General features: G+C 60.6%; 13 protein-coding genes and 1 tRNA gene. 5 read left to right on the top strand and 9 right to left on the bottom strand.

The window, feature by feature from the left end; genetic code table 11:
• Nucleotides 1–846, top strand: coding sequence for a M23 family metallopeptidase (locus B7X90_RS03375; protein WP_292621664.1), 846 nt, complete (start codon nucleotides 1–3; stop codon nucleotides 844–846).
• A gap of 106 nt (nucleotides 847–952) precedes the next feature.
• Here B7X90_RS03375 and B7X90_RS03370 read toward each other — a convergent pair whose 3' ends face one another.
• A complete protein-coding gene (locus tag B7X90_RS03370) occupies nucleotides 953–3898 on the bottom strand; it encodes a TonB-dependent receptor (protein WP_292621662.1) in 2946 nt (981 codons plus the stop codon).
• 436 nt (nucleotides 3899–4334) lie between these two features.
• Here B7X90_RS03370 and B7X90_RS03365 point away from each other — a divergent pair, with 436 nt between their 5' ends.
• Together B7X90_RS03365 and B7X90_RS03360 are read left to right on the top strand one after the other, a co-directional pair.
• Nucleotides 4335–5063: a 2OG-Fe(II) oxygenase family protein gene (locus tag B7X90_RS03365; RefSeq protein WP_292621660.1), complete on the top strand. Its 729-nt coding sequence runs from the start codon at nucleotides 4335–4337 to the stop codon at nucleotides 5061–5063.
• On the top strand, nucleotides 5060–6739 hold the full coding sequence (locus B7X90_RS03360; protein ID WP_292621659.1) for a tetratricopeptide repeat protein: 1680 nt from the start codon (nucleotides 5060–5062) through the stop codon (nucleotides 6737–6739). The genes B7X90_RS03365 and B7X90_RS03360 overlap by 4 nt, the downstream gene beginning before the upstream one ends.
• 7 nt (nucleotides 6740–6746) lie before the next feature.
• Here B7X90_RS03360 and B7X90_RS03355 read toward each other — a convergent pair whose 3' ends face one another.
• The 5 genes from B7X90_RS03355 to B7X90_RS03335 all read right to left on the bottom strand — a co-directional run bounded on the left by B7X90_RS03355 (nucleotide 6747) and on the right by B7X90_RS03335 (nucleotide 12572).
• Nucleotides 6747–8522: a hypothetical protein gene (locus tag B7X90_RS03355; protein ID WP_292621658.1), complete on the bottom strand. Its 1776-nt coding sequence runs from the start codon at nucleotides 8520–8522 to the stop codon at nucleotides 6747–6749.
• Between the two features lie 10 nt (nucleotides 8523–8532).
• Nucleotides 8533–8955 (bottom strand): GtrA family protein, encoded by a 423-nt coding sequence (locus tag B7X90_RS03350; RefSeq protein WP_366409660.1) that lies wholly within the window; start codon nucleotides 8953–8955, stop codon nucleotides 8533–8535.
• 11 nt (nucleotides 8956–8966) lie between these two features.
• On the bottom strand, nucleotides 8967–10574 hold the full coding sequence (locus B7X90_RS03345) for an NAD(P)/FAD-dependent oxidoreductase (protein ID WP_292621656.1): 1608 nt from the start codon (nucleotides 10572–10574) through the stop codon (nucleotides 8967–8969).
• A 139-nt stretch (nucleotides 10575–10713) separates the two neighbouring features.
• Nucleotides 10714–11388: a PilZ domain-containing protein gene (locus B7X90_RS03340; RefSeq protein ID WP_292621655.1), complete on the bottom strand. Its 675-nt coding sequence runs from the start codon at nucleotides 11386–11388 to the stop codon at nucleotides 10714–10716.
• Nucleotides 11389–11513: 125 nt separating this feature from the next.
• Nucleotides 11514–12572 (bottom strand): phytase, encoded by a 1059-nt coding sequence (locus B7X90_RS03335; RefSeq protein WP_292621654.1) that lies wholly within the window; start codon nucleotides 12570–12572, stop codon nucleotides 11514–11516.
• Between the two features lie 180 nt (nucleotides 12573–12752).
• Between B7X90_RS03335 and B7X90_RS03330 the strand changes: the two genes are divergently transcribed.
• Nucleotides 12753–15572 carry a TonB-dependent receptor gene (locus B7X90_RS03330; RefSeq protein ID WP_292621653.1) on the top strand — a complete coding sequence of 940 codons (2820 nt, stop codon included), beginning with the start codon at nucleotides 12753–12755 and terminating at the stop codon, nucleotides 15570–15572.
• Between the two features lie 69 nt (nucleotides 15573–15641).
• Here the strand turns inward: B7X90_RS03330 and B7X90_RS03325 are convergent.
• The 3 genes from B7X90_RS03325 to B7X90_RS03315 form a co-directional block, all read right to left on the bottom strand.
• Nucleotides 15642–15726, bottom strand: a tRNA-Leu gene (locus B7X90_RS03325).
• Between the two features lie 81 nt (nucleotides 15727–15807).
• Nucleotides 15808–16089 (bottom strand): integration host factor subunit beta, encoded by a 282-nt coding sequence (locus B7X90_RS03320; protein WP_292621652.1) that lies wholly within the window; start codon nucleotides 16087–16089, stop codon nucleotides 15808–15810.
• Nucleotides 16090–16247: 158 nt separating this feature from the next.
• The gene (locus B7X90_RS03315; protein ID WP_292621651.1) at nucleotides 16248–16589 is read right to left on the bottom strand and encodes a GntR family transcriptional regulator; all 342 of its coding nucleotides are present in this window, start codon (nucleotides 16587–16589) and stop codon (nucleotides 16248–16250) included.
• 253 nt (nucleotides 16590–16842) lie between these two features.
• Here B7X90_RS03315 and B7X90_RS03310 point away from each other — a divergent pair, with 253 nt between their 5' ends.
• Nucleotides 16843–18852 (top strand): peptide MFS transporter, encoded by a 2010-nt coding sequence (locus B7X90_RS03310; protein ID WP_292621649.1) that lies wholly within the window; start codon nucleotides 16843–16845, stop codon nucleotides 18850–18852.
• Nucleotides 18853–19089: the final 237 nt, after the last annotated feature.

Raw genomic sequence — 19089 nt, 5'->3', positions numbered from 1 at the left:
ATGATCCTCCCGCGCCGCCAGTTCCTCACCGGGTCTGCCACGCTGCTCGCCGGGCTTACGCTGGGCAATACGCCGGTTAGGCCGATCACGCTCGAACCCGGCGGCCGTCTGACACAAGGCGGCTGGTTGCGCGGACGCCTTGCGCCCGGCGCGTCGGCACTCACGCTAGATGGCAAACCAGTGCCTTTTGCCCCTGACGGTGCGTTCCTGGTTGCATTTGATCGGGACGCAGGCACCTCAGCCCATCTCGTTGCATCGTTCGCCAACGGCAAACCCGCAGCAGAGACGCTGACCATCGCCCCTCGCGCATGGAACATCGAACACATCAATGTCGCACGCAAACCCGGTGGGGTGACCGACGAGGCCTATATGCGTCTGCGCAAGGCAGAACTCGCGCGCATCGGCGCGGCGCGCAGCCTTGATACCGGCGCGCAAGGGTGGCGGCAGAACTTCGTGCGCCCCGCCCCCGGACGCCTGTCAGGCCGCTTCGGATCGCAGCGCATCTACAAGGGTGAGCCTGCCGCCTACCATTCGGGCCTCGATATCGCAGGTGGCGCCGGTACGGTCTATGTCGCCCCTGCTGACGGCGTGGTGATTCTCGCAGCGGCGGACAAGGCGTTCAGCCTCGAAGGCCACCTGCTGATGCTCGATCACGGCATGGGTCTCAACAGCGCGTTCCTGCACGGATCGTCGCTGCTGGTGAAGGAAGGAGACAGCGTTAAGCGAGGTGATCCGCTCGGCCGCATCGGCGCTACGGGCCGCGCCACCGGGCCGCACCTGCACTGGTCGATCAAGTGGGGTGGCAGCCGCCTTGATCCGCTGCTGCTGCTGAACCCTGCGGCCTGATCCGCCGGGCTACGACCAGCTCTCGCCGTAGCGTCATACCTTCAAACGCAAAAAGGGGCGCCGAACCATGGTTCGGCGCCCCTCCTTATGCAGACTTCAAATCAGATCAGAAGCGGAACTGAGCCGATACGAAGAAGTCGCGACCAAGCACGTCGAAGGTGCTCGGGTAGGTGTTGGCCTGCTGCGCGTTGCTGCCGATGATCGGGGGAGCCTTGTCGAACAGGTTGTTGACGCCAACATTGATGGTTGCGCCTTCGGACACTTCAGCCGACAGGCTCAGATCGAAGACGTTGTAGGCACCAATGCGATTAACGACACGGCCACCCGTGTCATCATCCGTAGCGCCAACATGGCGCCAGCGGACTGACGTGGTCAGCGGGCCGTCGATCCAGCTCAGACGGCTGTTCGCCTTGAACTTCGGGATCGGATCGCCGCAGTTCAGGCCGAACTTGCCTGCGCACTGCACGTTGTCTTCTGGCAGATCAACAAGCGGAGTGAACGTGTACTTGTCGGTGTAGGTTGCCAGCAGGTTGAAGGCGAGGCGCGATTCTTCACCGAACATGCCAAAGCCCACGCGGGTGGCATAGTCGAGTTGGAAGTCGACACCGCGCGTTTCCAACGACGCGAGGTTCGCGTTGTTGGCACTGACCACAAACGGCGGGCCAGAAATAATGCCCTGGCTGTCACGGCTGATCAGGCCGCAGATTGCGCTGTTGGCGTTCTTGATGACGTTATAGCACAGGTTGAGGATGTTATTCACACCACCGCCAGCGGTCGCAATCGACTTGTCGATGCTGATGTCGAAGTAATCTACCTGCAGTGTCAGACCACGCACGAAGCTCGGCTGAATGACCACACCAGCCGTCCAGGTGTCCGAAACTTCTTCGCTCAGGTTCGGGTTTCCGCCGAATGCGCCCTGAATTTGCGTTGCCGGCTGCAGAACGAGACCGGCACCGTACGAAGAGGACGGCACACCGGTTGCAATGCAAGTGGCGCGATCAGTTTCTGCGGTCGGTGTCGCGCAAGGATCGGTTGCCGTCGGGAAGCCGACCGACTGGCCGCCGAACAGTTCGCCCACGTTCGGTGCACGAATGGCGCGCTGATACTGGCCACGGAACGTGATGTCGCGAACCGGAGCGAAGCGAACACCGCCCGAATAAGCCCACACGCCACCAACTGCCTGAAGCGAATAGTCAGAGTAGCGGACCGCACCATCGATTTCGAGACGGTGGATGAAGCTGTCCTGGACTAGCGGCACCGAAAGTTCGCCGAAGAATTCGGTCGCGGTGTAGCTGCCTTCGGTGGGCTGACCGGCGTTGAAGCCGACAACGTCGCCTGAAGACAGTGCAGTATCAGGAATGAACTCGCTGCCCATCTGACGCCATTCGGTGCCTACAGCAAAGCGGACTGGTTCGTTGGAAGAACCAAACTTGAACAGGTCACCGGTGACGCTGGCCTGTGCAACCTGCAGTTCCGAGATCACGGTGTTCTGAGCAAGGATTGCGATCGAGTTGAGGCAGGCATCGCTCAGTTGTTCAAAGCCGAACACATTGCAGGTACCGTTGCCGGCCAGACGCGTGAAGGCGCTGCGCGAAACGTTGCCTTCCTGAATCTGCGAGTTCCGGGTGCGCGAGTACATGTAGTAGGCATCGTAGCGGATGCTGTCAGTGATATCGCCACGCACACCGCCAAGAGCGCGGAATGCACTGCGATCGTCTGAAGCGTTACGCGAGGAGATGCCGGTGGTGCGGGTGTTCACCTGAAGGCGGACCGAACCTGGCTGAAGCGCTCCAAACTGCCCGGTGCCTGCCGTGAATGCGCCGTAAGGATTGGCCGCACCAAGACCTGCAGCCGCTGCGATCGCAGCCTGCTGGTTATTGGCGATCTGCGTCATCTGGGCAAAATCGCTGGCCGAAACGAGGCCTTGAATAGCGCTCAGCTGGAAGTCCACATTCTGTGTGACCGGAGTTGCGGCCAGTTCGTTCTCGACGCGGTTGTTGACGTACGAGAATTCGAAGTAGGCCTTGGCGTTTGCGTTGATTTCGTAATCACCATAGCCACCAAGCAGCCAGCGCTCCTGCGGAACCATCAGATAGTTGACGGGTGCGAAGTTATAGCTGTCTGCGCCGGTATAGGGACGGCTCGTGCCCGGCGTCGCAAAGAACGCGCCAAGGCCTGGGTAATTGGTCCCGGCAGCGATCGGGAAGCAGTTTACCACGGCCCCTCGGGTAGAGTCACAATTTGAACCAGTGCCAATTGGAAGGTTCGGGGAGGCAACCAGACGTCCCTGCGGCACGCCGGGCGACCCCTGCACAGCAAGAGCACCGCCGCTGTCGGCCAATGCAACGCGCGAGAAATCGCGCGCCGACTGGAACACACTGCCGCGCTTGTTGTATTCGCCGTAGACCGTCACGTTGCCACGATTGTCGGCAAATTCGGTGCCAAGTGCGATATTGGCGTTGAAGCGACGGCCGTCACCTTGGCCAGTCAGGCTCTGCTGCACGCCCACTTCGAGGCCCTGCAGATTGTCGCGCAGCTGGAAGTTGACGACGCCAGCGAGTGCGTCCGAACCGTACACGGCCGAACCACCACCGGTCACAACTTCAACATTCTTCAGCAGGAAAGTCGGGATGGTGTTGAGATCGACGGTCTGGTCAGTGCCGTAGAACATGTAGCGGCGACCATTGACCAGCACCATGGTGCGCTGGGCGCCCAGACCGCGAAGGTCAAGCGTGGCGACGCCGCCACCGGGGTTGTTCGAGAACGAGGTGGTGCCCGGAATGACCTGCGGCAGGGCGTTGAGGACGTTTTCAGCGTTTACCGTACCAGAAAGACGAAATTCTTCGGCACCCACGATCGAAACCGGGGCAACGCTGGTCACGTCAGAGCGCGCAATGCGCGAACCGGTGACGACGATGGCTTGTGCCGGCTCTTCACCTTCAGCCTGAGCTTCCTGTGCAAAAGCGGCTGGCGATACCAGCGCGAGGGTGACGGCGGCAACCGCCGTCGAGCGCTTCAGCGCCGCGCGCTTGAGTATGCTAGATTGAATCACTAATCAGTCCTCCTGTTAAGTCTGACAGCGCGCCCGATGGAAGCGCCAGCCCAACCCTGTCTTGTAGATTGCAATGGCTTGGGTCCTTGACGAAAAGTTTCGCCTGCAACAACCGACCGCCCGCAAACTATCGACTCTTTCGCCACACTGCGGGAATGCTGTAAAGCTAATGCAACATGGCAAACCGCCTAAGGCAATGGGATGTTGCAACCGTGCAACACCACGCGAATCCTGCCAAATTGCCGCATTGACAGCATTTGGCGCGCAAGGGCGGGTATTTTAGCCACAATATTGCGTTCAGGTGCGGTGCATCTTCGCAAATCTTTCCCGGTGAGGTTAAATTTCATCTGCAACCACCCTGCGTACATTTGCGTGCACAATTGACTTGCGCAGTCACGCCGGACTAGCATCAACAAACCATGAAGCCCTGCAACAGATGATCCGGATATTCGACCTCGATTCCGGGATCGACCGTGGTGTGGCCGCTCGCCGGTTTGCCCGCGATGGCCGTGTACAGATTCGCAACCTGTTAACGCCTGAATCCGCGGCGAACCTTCAGGACATCATTGCTCGGCAAACGCCTTGGGGCATTGCGTGGCAAGTCGGCCGTAGCGGGGCGCAGCGGATTGATGCGCGCCAGATTTCGGTCATGCCGCCGCCGAAGCAGCGCGAACTGATCGATACGATCCACCGTTCCGCCGCCAAAGGTGAATATGCCGTGCGTTTTACCCAGTACGCGATCCTCGACGCTTACTTGCAGGCAGGGGGTGCCTCGGGGCCGCATGATCTGGTGCTGGAGCATCTCAACGATACGCCGTTCCTTGACCTTGTCCGCGAGGTGACCGGCATTCCCGAACTGGTGAAAGCCGATGCGCAGGCGACGCTTTACGGACCGGGCGATTTTCTTTCCGTGCACAACGACAGTCATGTCATGGAGGGCTGGCGTGTTGCCTATGTCCTTAACCTGACATCAGCAGACTGGCAGCCAGACTGGGGTGGTTACCTCAACTTCCTTGACGAGGACGGCGATGTGATCTGCGGCTGGAAGCCCCGTTTCAACACGCTCAACCTGCTTCGTGTGCCTCAATTGCATCAGGTGACGTATGTCCCGCCGTTCGCTCCCCGCGCCCGCTATGCGATAACGGGCTGGCTACGGGACCGATGACGCTTACTGCGCAGCAATGGCGTGATCGCGCGATGGCGGCAAAGGCTGCGGGCGATCTGGCAGAGGCCGATGCGATCTTTGCGCAAGGCATCGCTGCTTTTCCCGGGAGCGCTCCGCTGCTCAACAGCTTCGGCAGCTTTCTGGCCTCGTCAGGCCGGCATGATGACGCGCTGATTCGTTTTGAGGCCGCACTGGCTGCCGATCCACATCACGCGGAAGCCTTGTGCAACAGCGCCATTTCGCTCTCACGTCTGGGGCGTGCAACTGATGCGCTGGCATTGCTGGTCAGGCAGGAAAAGTCTTTCGCCAAGGCTTCACGATATTGGGCCGTCCGGGCGGCGACCGCGCGGGAACTGGGCAAGCTGGATGAAGCCGCCCGCGCCTATGACGCGCTGCTCAGGATCGAAGCCAGCCATGCCCGTGGCCTGCATGGGCGTGCACGGGTGGCGCTGGAGCGCGGCGAGACGGACATGTGCGCCCGCTTTGAACAGGCGCTTCCGCACAATCGTGCGGATGCAGCCGCATTTCTGGGTTATGCGCAGGCTCTGGCTTGTTCGGGCCGGATGGTCGAAGCGCGTGAGCTTGCCGAAACGCTGGTCAGCCAATTGCCGGCATGGACCGATGGCCTTCTTTTTCTCGCCCAGTTGCGGTGGGGTGCTGGAGAGACCGACCGGTTTTGCGATCACTTTGCACAGGCCGCTGCCGCCGCTCCACATGATCCGGCCATTCCGCTCGCCTGGGCCGCTGCGCTTTCCGGCACCGACCGTCACGCCGAGGCTGCCGCTGTAGCCGGACGCGCTTTTTCGGCGCAGCCTGACGATCTGGCGCTTGCACTTGCGGAGGCGGAACACGCCGGTGCGGCAGGTGATCTTGCGCGGACCGACGAAATCTTCTCGGCGTTCACCGTGGAAACCGCGGAATTCAAACTGGCGGAAGCCCGTCATCGCCTGCGCCAACGCACACCTGACCGCGCCGAGGTGCTCTTGGCAGAAATTGTTGCGCAAAGCCCGGACATGATTTCAGCATGGGCGCTGCGAGATTTGGCGTGGCGGATGCTGGACGACCCGCGTGCGCAGTGGCTGCATTGCCAGCCCGGCCTTTATGCGCAGCGCTCGCTTGGCCTTTCGCCTGCGTTTCTGGCAGATCTGGTCACGCTCCTGCGTGATTTGCACGCAAATTCACTCCCCCCGATCGGCCAGTCAGTGCGCAGTGGCAGCCAGACGTGGGGGGGGCTGTTCGATCGGATGGAGCCGGAACTGCGCACCCTGCGTGCGGCAATCGACGACATGCTTGCCGATTTCCGCGCGGACCTGCCACCTGCCGATGAAACCCACCCCCTCCTTCGGCACCGTGACCGTCCATGGTTCCTGCGCGGCAGTTGGTCGATCCGCATGACAGAAGGGGGCCGTCATACCGAGCATATCCATCCGCAAGGCATATTGTCATCCGCCGCGCATCTGGTGGTGCCCCCCGATGCCGGGGCGGACGGTGCCGGGTGCCTCGAACTTGGTCGTTCGCCGCCAGACCTCGGACTGGATTTGCCCCCCCTTGCCACGTTCGCCCCGCTGGCGGGCAGTGCGGTGCTGTTCCCCAGCACGTTCTATCACGGTACGCGACGGTTCGGTTCGGGTGAGCGGATGTCCGTGGCGTTTGACGTGGCCACAATGGTAAGCTGACCGCGCTTCAGCGCACTCGCCAAACCTTTACCCCGGATTTCGGATCGACCAGTACCGGCTCCAGCCAATCAGGCGTGCGGCCTTTCACGAGGTGGGCCATGAAACCGTCCGGCGCACGTTTGCGATAGACACCTGCTTCGCCGCCACTCGGACAGATCACCACAAGCGTCGCGCCGCGCCGCGCCATGATTGCGCGCGCGCCATGATCCGGGCCGAGGAAGGCAACAATCAGGTCGCGCATCGCGGCGCTTGCGCGGTGGTGCGCGGTGGCGATTACGGTGTGATTGCTGGTAACAAGCAGTGTCGGCCCTATGTCCAGCCCGGACAGGATTGTTGCCTGCGGCATGGCTGCAATTTCGGGCGCGAGCGCGGCGAAATTGCACGCCTTTGTGGCCGACGTCGCTTTGGGCTTGGCGGTATCAAACGTCGACCCGGCCACTCCAACTACCGCCCCCGGCACGAACAGCGCCATGATCAGCAGCACGCGTGCAAGGCGGCGCAGCAACAGGCGGTCAGCCGACCAGCGGGCAATCTGCTCCTCAATCTGCCACGCCGCCGGAACCGCTGCGAACAGGCACGCCACCGCAGAGGCGCGCGCCACCAGCAGGCCGATCAGCGTGGCCCCGGCCAATAGCAGCGCCATGTCCATCCAGAACTCGCGCACATCCTTGCCCTGCGCCATGCGCCACAGCCGCCAGCAGGCCAGCAGGCCCAGCGCTGGCAACAACACCATAGTTGCGCCCAGAACCAGCCCCTGTCGCCAGAATGGCAACCCTTCTACCACCGACCCCAGCCAGACAGTCTTGACCAAAGGATCAAGCGCGCCAAAGGCATCGGCAGACAAGCACTGCGGTGCGCGCAGGCCCATGATCGCGGCACCGCCGATCCCGGCAATGGCAAGCACAGCAACACTGAGTGCCGGAGGCCGCGCCCTCAACCGGGGCAAAAGCAGCCCGCACACGCCTGCAACCCACGCAAACACCGCCAGATGAACAGGCGAAAGCGCGTCGCAATAGTCAGCAACATCTCCCCATCCGCGTGTCATCAGGAACAGCGCCAGCCCGCCCAGTGCCAGGCTCGCCATGAAACTCACCAGCCAGCGGTCATCGCCGCGCAGCAGGCGCAGCGCGCAAACAGCCGCGAAGATCACCGTCAGCGGCAAGGCCTCCAGCGAGATCGACAGCGACAGGGCCAGCGCCAACCCCGCCACCACGCCGCCGCCAAGAACTGAACGAGACGCCATGCCGTTGAGCGCCACCAGCGCCAGCACATATTGCCAGCCGTGATGATCAATCCGCAGCGGCATCATGCGGAACGATGCGGGCACGGCAGTCAGCACCAGCAGCGCCGCAATGGCGCCTGCCCTGGCTCCGAACTGGCGGGCGGCCAGCCGGACTGTCAGCGCCATTGCCGCCAGCAAAGTCAGCAGAGGCACCAGCACGATGGCCACCACTTCGGCCTGCGCCATACCTAACACCGGACGCAGCAGTACGATTACCGCCACAATCGGCAAGTCCACCACGCGCGTCCAGTGCATGGGCACGCCATCTGGCGGCGCGATACGATACTGTGTAAGGTCAAACCAGCCTTGCCCGGCCAGCAGATCACGGACTTGCTGCAATCGCAACGCATCATCGCCATCGAGGAAGTGTGCGGGCGAGAAACCGCCCCAGCCCGCGAACAGCATCAGCGCGGTACCCAGCAGCCATACCGCAAGCACGGCAGCCCATGGCGTGGATGTGTCGGAACTCCTAGACGAAGGACCGTCGATCACCCCCCACATCGGCAAAGCCTCACTGAAAGACCACTCGCTTGCGCAATAGCCATGTCGCGGTGAAGCTGGCGCCGATTGCTGCAATTTTGGCAAGGCGCGAATCCACGCCGATCATTGTGCCTGCTGCCACGATCAGCGTTGTCAGGCCCAATCCCAACAGCGCAGACCCCACGAACAACGCCTTTTGCCGGTTGCGTGCACCGCGCTCCGAAGCAACTTCGTCAGTGAACACGGTGCGACTGGACAAGAGCCAGTGCGCCACGATGCCCAGCGAATAGCCCGCAGCCGATGCTGCAACGGGTATCGTCCCTAATGCAAGCAGCGTAAGGAATGAACCCATGTCCACCGCCAGCGCGCCCACGCTGGCAAGCAGGTAGCGCAAAAGCGTGATGCGGCGCAGGCGGTCGATCATCGGCAGGATCATCCCGTTCAATTCAGACACCAGAGTTACAGTCAGGCAGCCTTGGCAGGCTTTTCAGGTACAATCCGCTCAGGCACAGCGCGCACCGAGGCCAAAGCCGCAGCCTGATCCTCGCTCAGTGCGGCACGCGCCGGGATCGCGTTTTCCGCGCCCTCGTCACCCGCTTCGTGATACTCGGCATCTTCGTTTACGCACCACGTATCAAAGATGCGTGCGCCCGCCGCGATGTTCTCCACCGTGAGCATGGCGGTCATCATGGCGTGATCCTGGTTGTTGTAGCGGTGCATACCGTTGCGGCCGACCAGGTACAGCGTGGGGTGCGCCGTTTCGAGTTCGGTACGCATCGCAGCCACATTGGCGGCATATTCGTCGTCATAGACCGGATAGGCCTTTTCCTGACGCACTACTACGCCACCGATCACCTTGTCCGGGCTGACGAGACCAAGGATCGCCATTTCCTTTGTTGCCAGCGCGATCAGATCATCGTCGGTCGAATCCCACAGATCGTCGCCTTCAAAGCAGAAGTATTCCAGCCCTACGCAAGCCACGCTTTCATCGGGCACCATTTCGGGCGACCACGAACGGAAGTTCTGGATGCGGCCGACTTTCACCTTGCTGTCGTGGATGTAGATCCAGTTGTCGGGGAAAAGTTCTTCCGACCGGATCTTCAGTGCAACGGTCAAAAAGTCGCGATAGCGCAAGCGGCTACCTTCAAGCGAGGTCGCTGGCAGCGGGTGTAAGCGCGCGCCCAGTTCGCGCATCGGGGCAGAACTGATGGCATGGCCCGCCTCGATCATCAGGTCGCCTTCAGGGCCAGTCGCAGACAAGCGCCAGCCACCCTGACCATCGGCAGCAAGCTGCTTGAAGGAATGGCCCATCAGCACTTCGCCTTTGCCCGTGGCCAGGATCTTGTCGCGCGCGGCGTCCCACATCATGCCCGGCCCAAGGCGCGGGTAGCGGAAGGTTTCAAGCAGGGTCTTGGTCTGCATCCCGTCGTTCGGGCGCTTGTTCAGCCCGAGGCTGCGCTTGAGACCATCGGTGACGGCGCCCCAGAGCGAGAGGCCCTTGATGCGCTGTGCGGCCCAGTCTGCGCTCATCTCATCGCAGGGCATCCCCCACACCTTCTCGGTATAGGTCTTGAAGAAGATCGAATAGAGTTTGCTGCCGAACTGGTTGATCGTCCAGTCTTCAAAGCTCTTTACCGTGCGGTTGGGGAACGCCTTGGCTTTGGCAAAGCTTGCCATGCACAGGGTTGAGCGAACGAGCCCAAGATTCCACAGCGCTTCGAACGCGCGCAGTGGATAGGAGTAAAACTTGCCCTCGTAATAGATGCGGCTCATGCGTGGGCGCTGGATGAAGTCATCCGGCAGGATCTCGTTCCACAGATCAACCACCTGCTGCGATTTCGAGAAGAAGCGGTGCCCGCCGATGTCGAAGCGGTAACCTTCGTGTTCCACCGTGCGGCTGATGCCTCCGACGTAGGTCTGATCCTTTTCGATGATCGCCACCGAGAAGCCACGCTTCGTCAGAAGGTATCCGGCGGTAAGACCGGCCGGCCCTGCGCCGATGATTGCAACGTCAACCTTGCGGCTCTGGTTCGCTGAAGTCGCACTTGTGGCGCGAATCGTCCCGTTAACCATTAAAACCCCCGTCTAAAGCGCTCTTTGCCGGGATCAGAGGTGGAGGAAAATGGATAAAGGATGGTTAACGATGTGCGCGGGTTTGGCGAACGTCGCAGCGTTCACCCAAATCTTGCGGATCACGCCTGAGACTCACGGATCAAGTTCGCCGAAAGCGTTCCGGGTGGTTGCGCGCATCATGTTCGTGCTCCCCGGTTTGCAGGGGCGCTGCGATCCGCGCCAGTTCGTCCAGCTTGAAGGTCTGTTCAAACAGCACACCATAGCGCGGATGGCTACGCCAGCGCACCTTGGCATAGAGCGGCGGCATAACATCGGTTTCGATCCGCACCAGTTCGTTCATCAGCAGCCACTTGTCGCTTTCGATGCACGCGCCCTGTTGCGAAATGTCCTGAAACGCCACGCGCACGGCCTCACCGCCTGAATGCAGGATGCCATCCAGAAGAATGCGCAATCGCACCTGACGTTTGGGAAAGGCCCCATGGCTTTCATCCAGCAGGCGGTGCACATCCACATCGTCGCCAAAACGGAAGCCGGCAAATTCGCCTTCGCTCCAGACGAGTTCTATCGGATAGCGGTCACCATTGCTCATCTCCACGGCCAGCGTGCGATGGGGTGGCAGCGGGTTGAACAGGCGAATTTTCAGACCGGTGGATGAAGCGTCCCGGATAACGCAAAGAAATTCGCTCGTATCGTCAGCAATCAGCTTGGCAGCCCGGATCAACAGCATGAAGCGGGGGGCGGCGCGCTGGTCCGCTCCCCGGCTGTCTTCACCGCCGTTTGTGGCCTCCGGTATGTGGTCTTCTGGCTGGGCCAAGCCCTATCCCCTTGCGCACAGGTCCCCGATTCCGGGACTCGCGCAAGTCTCGGACAAGGGAAGCTAACCCACAAAGTCCTACCGTGAAGTTACCCAGCGCACATTTTGGGAGATTTTAAGGTAGTTTATCTTTGTAATGATTGAAGAACTTCCCTCCAGCCAAGCAACTTGAAGTTCTGTGGTGCCGGGGCATTGTCCCCATCCTGCGCCACGAACAGCCCCCCCGGAAACGCTGGGCCAAAATCGCCCAAAGCCAGTTCGATTCCATCGGTATCGCTTGTCGCGCCAAAACGCCCGGCGGAGATGCGGAACCGTCCACCCGGTGCCGCGGTGGCCAGATCAAACAGCACATAGGCGTTGTCGCCCTGGCTTGATGCCACCAGGAACCCGCCGCGCTCGCCCTCAGGGGCCAGTGCAAGGCCTTCCACGTCATCGACCAGTCCCTTGTCCGGCCCAACCATGGCAAAGGCCTCTGCGTTAAGCGTTGCAGGCTTCAGATCGACCTTCCAGATGCCAGTGTCTTCTTCGGCGACGTAAAGAATGCCTGTCCGGTCATCCACGACGCAGCCTTCGGATTGCGTGGCAAACTTCACCGAACGCACATATTCCGCACGGACCGTTCCGCTCACCTCAACCAAACGGCTTTCGGCCACCTCGCCGTCCTTCAGCACCACATAGGCCCGCGCGAGTTCTCCGGCACCAAGCGCCTTGCCCATGCAAAAGCCATAGGCTTCCACCGGCGGACGTCCCGCAGCCATAAAGGCTTGCGTCCCAAGCGCGGTCAATTTGCCTGTCGCCCCATCCAGCGTGAACAGTGCAATCTTGGGCACCGCGCCATCGGTCCGGTCGCTCGCCCCCACCAGAATGCGGCTCGGCGCAACTTCGCGCAGGTCCACATTGTTGAGCAGCCCGGCTGCCACAAAATCGCGCACCTTGCCGTCCAGCCCATAGACATAAAGCCCGGCCTTCTTGTCGGTCCCCAAGATCAGGCTGGCGGCGGGATTGGCCGCATTGCGCCAGATCGCTGGATCGTCCGCAGCATCGGCCTTGTTGCCGGTGCCCACTGGCGCAGTCTCGCCCGTGGCTTGGATATCGGCGGCGGGGTAGAACGGACGAGGCGGCTCTTGCATTCCGGCACAGCCAGCCAGTGTCGATGCGATACCGAGAACAAGGATGTAGCGCATAGGAAAGCCCTTTTTTCAAATCGGATCGTGGCAAATGGTCCGCAAGGTCTGCAAATCCAAAGAATACCCACGTGCCGTCACGAATTGATCACAAAAACGTCGCCAGTTCGTCACTGAACTGCACCATGGCTGTCATGAAATGCCGTCATAGGCCTCCCGGAACACAGGGAGTTTCCAACGATGAACATGCGCAAAGGTCGCATCGCAAGCCGGGTTCTTGCGGTGCTTATGGCAACGTCTGCCTTTCCCGCACTCGCTAACACTATTACCGGCACTGTTGTTGACGATACCGGCACCCGTCCGCTGGCAGGTGCCGAAGTGCGCATCAGCGGCGTCGATCGCGTCGCTCAGGTCGATGGCGAAGGCCGCTTCCGCATCACTGGCGTGCCCGCTGGCACCTATGATGTCACCGTGCGCTTCGCCGGTGCGGAGCCATCGACAAAGTCCGTAACTGTGGTCGATGGTGGCGAACAAGCGCTCGCTTTCGCAATGGCACCAGAAGGCGCGGGTTCCATGATCCTCGTGATGGGCCAGCAGGCAACGCTGCTGTCGTCTATCGCCCGCCAGCGCACGTCAGATACTGTCACGACGGTGCTCACGCGTGACTCGATCGGCCAGTTCCCCGATCAGAACGTGGCCGAATCGCTGCGCCGCGCGCCTGGCATCAACGTGCTGAACGATCAGGGCGAAGGCCGCTTCGTTTCGGTCCGCGGTCTGGCTCCCGGCCTGAACTCCTCGTCGATCAACGGTAACCGCGTGCTGTCCACCGGTGGTGACAACCGCGATGTGGCGCTCGACGTGGTGCCCAACGAACTGATCGAATCGATCGAGATCAAAAAGTCGCTCACGCCCGACATGGATGGCGATACTATCGGTGGCTCGATCGACATCCAGACCACTTCGGCCTTCGACCGCAAGAAGGGCTTCATCGGCCTTGTTGCCGAAGGCGGCTACAATGAGCTTTCCGAAGAGTGGTCGCCCAAATTCTCCAGCAACTTCTCGCAACCGATCACCGAAAACTTCGGAATCGCCGGTGGCGCGAGCTGGAATCGTCGCCGCTATGCCACTGACAATATCGAAGCAGACGGCTGGGTAACCGGCGACAATGGCGTCGATTACGCCGAAGACCTCGAATACCGTGACTACGACGTCCAGCGTAATCGCTGGGGTGGAAACCTCAGCCTCGATTGGCGTCCTTCGTCCACCACCACGCTTTATTTGCGCGGGCTCTACTCGAAGTTTGATGATACCGAACTGCGCCGCCGCCTTGTCTTCGGCTTCGATGCCGAACCGGCTTCGTCGAGCGACAACGCCGTCACCTTCGATTCAGCGGACGGTCGCATTCAGGTTCGCCGCGATCTCAAGGATCGCCGCGAAGTCCAGTCGATCGCCACCGTCTCGGCCGGCGGCAAGACCGAAACCGGTCCGTGGACCATCACGTATGACGTTGCACGCTCCTACGCCGATCAGCAGGAGAACGGTTCGATCGATCCAATCCGCTTCCAGCGTCGTTTCCAGACGCCGGGCGCGCTTGGCGTCACGGTAGACTACGACGATCTGCAGCGCCCTGCCTACAACATCAATTTCGGCAGCGCCGGCTTCCTCAATCCTGGCGGTTACGGCCTGACCCTGCTCGAACGCACCACGCGTGAAGATGCCAAGGACAAGGAATGGAGCTTCCGCACCGACATCGCGCGCGAAATCGCACTTGATGGCGGTGATCTCGAAATCAAGGCAGGCGGCAAGGTGCGCCTGCGTGACAAGCGCCAGAACTTCATCATCGATCTGTTCGAAGATGTCGACGGCGGCCTGACCCTGGCCGACGTGCTTGGCAGTCAGACCTACACTCTGGCAGACCTTGGCCCGCTGCCCGATCTGGCACTGGTGCGCGCTTTTGCTGCCAGCACGCCGGATTCGCAGTATGAACGCAACGACCTCGAAAGCGACTTTGTGGGCGCGTCGGAAAGCTTCCGCGCCAAGGAAGATATCTACGCAGGCTATGTGCAGGGCCGCCTTGATACCGGGGCCATTCGTGTGATCGGTGGGGTCCGCGTTGAACACACCAAGCAGAACCTGACCGGCAGCCGTACTGATATCGTCGAAGAAGGCGGCACCCGCAATGGCGTGGTGCTGGATGAAGACACGCTCTTCGTCACCCCGGTCAACTTCCAGCGCAGCTACACCAATGTCCTGCCGAGCTTCAATCTTCGCGCCAATCTTTCGCCGAAGGTCGTGGCCCGCCTCGGCGCTTTCCGCTCGTTGTCGCGCCCCAGCTTCGGCAAGCTCGCTCCGCGCTTCACCCTCTCAGAGAACGAGGACGGCGAACGTGAAGGCTCCTTCGGCAATCCTGATCTGCGCCCCTACAAGGCATGGAACTTCGATGCCACGCTGGAATACTACTTCTCCAACCAGTCAGTGATTCAGGGGGGGCTGTTCTACAAGAAGATAACGGATTTCATCGTCGATACGCGCCAGATTGATGGCACGTTCGCCGGGATTGACTTTACCGAAGCCGATATTCCGCTGAATGGTGATGATGCCGAAGTGTTCGGTGCCGAATTCAGCTACAGTCAGGCCTTCACAACGCTGCCAGCGCCTTTCGATGGCCTGGTCACCAGTGTGAACTACACCTACACCAATGCGCGCGGCGAAATTCTTGGCCGTCGCATCCCGCTGCCCCAAGCATCAAAGCACACCGCAAACTTCGTGCTCGGCTATGAAAAGGGCCCGATCTCGCTGCGCGCTGCCGCCAGCTATCGCGATCAGTTCCTTGATGAACTGGGCGAAGATGCCGAAGCAGATCGTTATGTCCGCCCGCTGTTCCAGATCGATCTGTCGGCCAAGTATCGCGTGAACAAGGCGTTCCAGCTGTTCTTTGAAGTGGTGAACCTCAACAACGCTGATTTCACTGCCTATCGCAACGGCCCAACCCAGCGCCGCTTGCTGCAGTTCGAAACCTACCAGCGGACCTTCAAGGGCGGCGTGCGCGCCAACTTCTGATTGGACTATGGTTTCATGAAAAAGCCCGGCACGCTTCTGCGTGTCGGGCTTTTTCATGCGTGCCGGTTGTGGTGCGGACGGCGGGACTCGAACCCGCACGATCAAGGATCAAGGGATTTTAAGTCCCTGGCGTCTACCATTCCGCCACGTCCGCGCATTTATGCGCCTGCCACAGCGCAACGGGCGCGGCAACTTTCGTCACCGCGCCCGTTGCTGTTTTTTCGACAGATAAACGTCAGTCGGCGTTCAGCCGTACCCGCATTTCCTTGCCAGCCTTGAAATAGGGAACGCGCTTCCCCGGCACTTCCACGGTTTCGCCGGTGCGCGGGTTGCGGCCCTTGCGGGCATCGCGTTCTCGTGTGGAAAAGGCGCCAAAGCCGCGTAGTTCGACGCGCCCTCCATCGGCGAGACGCTTTGCGATCTCGTCAAAGAAGACGTCGACAACGCGCTCGATTTCTTCGCTGCGCATCCCCGGGCTCTCTTTGGTGAGTGCCTGAAGCAGCTCCGATCGTATCATGATATTCCCTCCGCCTGGCATTCCTGTGGAATGCCCCCCAAGTTATTGACGATCCCCGCGCCTGAACCCCCGTTACAGGCGCGTTTTGTCCACTTGCCACGATAGAACGATCATTACAATCGGTTGATAGTATCACCCGTGCCCAAAAATGGACCAGTTCAGGCCTTTTCTGTTACGTCACGTAGCGTAAGTCCAAGTAGCTGCATTCGCTTCGCAATCTCAGGCCATTCCTCGCGCACAAATACTTCGCGCTCGCGGCTGCGCAGGGCGGCTACCGCGCCGGGCGCCACAAACATGCCGATACCGCGCTGCACGGTCACCAGCCCCTCATCCTGAAACTGCTGATAGGCTTTGGCTACGGTCAGCGGATTGGCCCCTTGCTGCGCAGCATAGGCCCGCACCGATGGCAGCATCGCGCCCTCGGGATATTGGCCATCAAGAATGGCGGCGCAGATTTCGTCGCGCAGACGCAGATAGACCGGGCGGCTGGCCTGATTCATGATTTGATTTGGCTCACGGTGATGCACTGCCATAATACAGTCAGGCGCACAATGCCCACAGGTCTCATGCTATTGCGCACCCGGCAGCCCTGCCTGCACCAGTTGCCCGCGCCAATTGCCCGCGCCAATTGGTTGCGAATGAAAATAGTTTCTTGCCATTGCCGAACGTGGCACTAAAGCGCCTGGCTTTGCTGCGCGGGAGAGGCGCAGTGCCTGCACAATTGACACAACAACCACGAGGCCGCTCGCCCGCATGGCTCAGGATAACTTGACGACCGCCCCGATCAACGGCGCCCAACCGGCCACTGGCCCTGCTTCTGGCGAATGGTTCGGCCACCCGGCGCAACTGAAGCGCCTGTTCACCACGGAAATGTGGGAACGCTTCGGCTACTACGGAATGCGAGCGATCCTGACGCTCTATCTCGCCAAGCACTTCCTGTTCAACGATGCCACCAGCACTGGCATCTATGGCGGCTTCACCGCACTGGTCTATCTCACCCCGCTGATCGGCGGACTGATCGCAGACCGCTACCTTGGCTCCAAACGCTCGGTAAAGTTCGGCGCGATCATGATGGCCATTGGCTATTTCATGCTGTGCTTCGGTGGTGAGGCGGCGAAGCCTTATGCGGTAATCGAGGGGCAGCGCTATGAAGTGACCGTAGCTGAAGTCGCCGGTAAGGAAGTGCGCTCCCTTGAAATGAGCGGTCAGCGGCTCGAAATCATCGGCAACGATGACAAGTCAGTCTCGCTCAAGGCAGCCGATGGAGCCGAAGCAAAGCGTGTGGCGCCCGGAGGCTTTGAATCCGATGGCGAACGCTCACCCTTCCACATCGGCATTCTGCTGATCGGCCTTTCGCTGGTCACTGTCGGCAACGGCTTTTTCAAACCCAATATTTCCACCATCGTCGGCACGCTCTACGCCGATGGAGACCGCCGCCGCGATTCCGGCTTCACGATCTTCTACATGGGTATCAACCTCGGCTCGCTGATTTCGCAGTTCTTCTGCCCGATCCTTGCAGAAGCTGTCGGCTGGTGGGCGGGCTTCGGCCTTGCGGCGCTCGGCATGACCTTCTCGTGGGTGCTGTTCCAGTTCGATGGTGGCCGCCTTGATGGCTATGGCGAGCGCCCTGCCGGGGCCGATCCGCGCAAAGACTGGCTGATCTATGGTGCGGCAGTCATCTGTGTGCCGCTGTTCTTTTTCTTGTTCACCAACTTGATGGCCTATGTGCCGCCCGAAGCGGGCGAGGGCCTTGTCGGCTATTTCTTCGGCTTGCCGATTATGGGCAAGATGATGTTCGGCACTTTCCTGATCGCGGTTCCCGGCATTCTGATCTGGGCGCTGACTGCGGGCAACCGGGTCGAATTCCAGATGATGCTGGCTGCGATGGTGTTGATCGTATTCAACACGGTGTTCTGGACTTTGTTCGAGCAGGCCGGATCATCGCTCACCTTGTTCGCTGAACGCAACACCATGCTCGAAGTGGGCTGGACGCGGCCCCTTTTCGCGATGTTCCGCGAAATGCCGGCCAGTTACTACCTGTTCTTCGCCTTGCTGCTCGGAGGGCTTGGGTGGGCGCTGACGTGGTTCTTCGGCAATGGTGAAACGCCTGAAACCAAGCGTAAGATGGCAATGGCCTTTGGTCTGGTCATGCTCGCAGGCTTCGGCGGTATGGCCTATGCCCGCAGCCTCGGCTTCGGAAATGACCCGGTCTATGTCATGCCTGCGGGGCAAACGCAGATCTTCAATGCGCTGTTTATCGTCACGCTCGCCCCGCTGTTCAGCGTGATGTGGAATGCCATGGCGCGGCGCGGGGTGGAGCCTTCAATCCCGGTGAAGTTTGCCATTGCGCTGATGGGCGTTGGTGGTGGTTTCCTGCTGTTGGTGTGGGGCGCACAGTTCGCCGATGCGCAGTTCAAAGTTGGCCTGATGTGGCTTGCAGGGCTTTATCTGATCCACTCCATGGCCGAATTGTGCATCTCGCCGGTTGGCCTGTCGATGATCACCAAACTGTCGATGGCTCGCATCGTCGGCATGATGATGGGCGTGTGGTTCCTGTCCATTGCGGTCGCGCAATATGTTGCGGGCATGGTCGCTCAGGTTGCCAGCGTAGAGACAGTTGGCGGCCAGGTCACCAACCTTAAAGTCAGTCTCGATACTTATGTCGGGGTGTTCACAACCATCGGCTGGGTCTCCGTCGGCATCGGAGCTGTGCTGCTCGTCATAGCTGTCCCTCTGAAAAAGCTTATGCACGGCGTTACGTAAGCGATCAGATGCGGAAACTCGCCCAATTTGGTGGCGAAAGGCAGTCCAACTGCCTTGCCACTATGGGCGCACAGCCGTAACGTTAGTTTACTAAAGTTAGGTTGTGAACGCATCTAAAGTTAGGTTCGGGTCGCATCGAGGGTCGTGTCCCACTGGGTGGTGTAAGAGCCGTCGATCCAAGGTAGGATCGGGATCAGGTCAGGCTGCCACGGCGGGCAGGCTGACGATGGGATTATG

Origin of the sequence: Novosphingobium sp. 17-62-19 (assembly GCF_002256775.1) — a bacterium.
Taxonomy (GTDB): domain Bacteria; phylum Pseudomonadota; class Alphaproteobacteria; order Sphingomonadales; family Sphingomonadaceae; genus Novosphingobium.
This window is presented reverse-complemented; position numbering and strand designations above follow the sequence as displayed.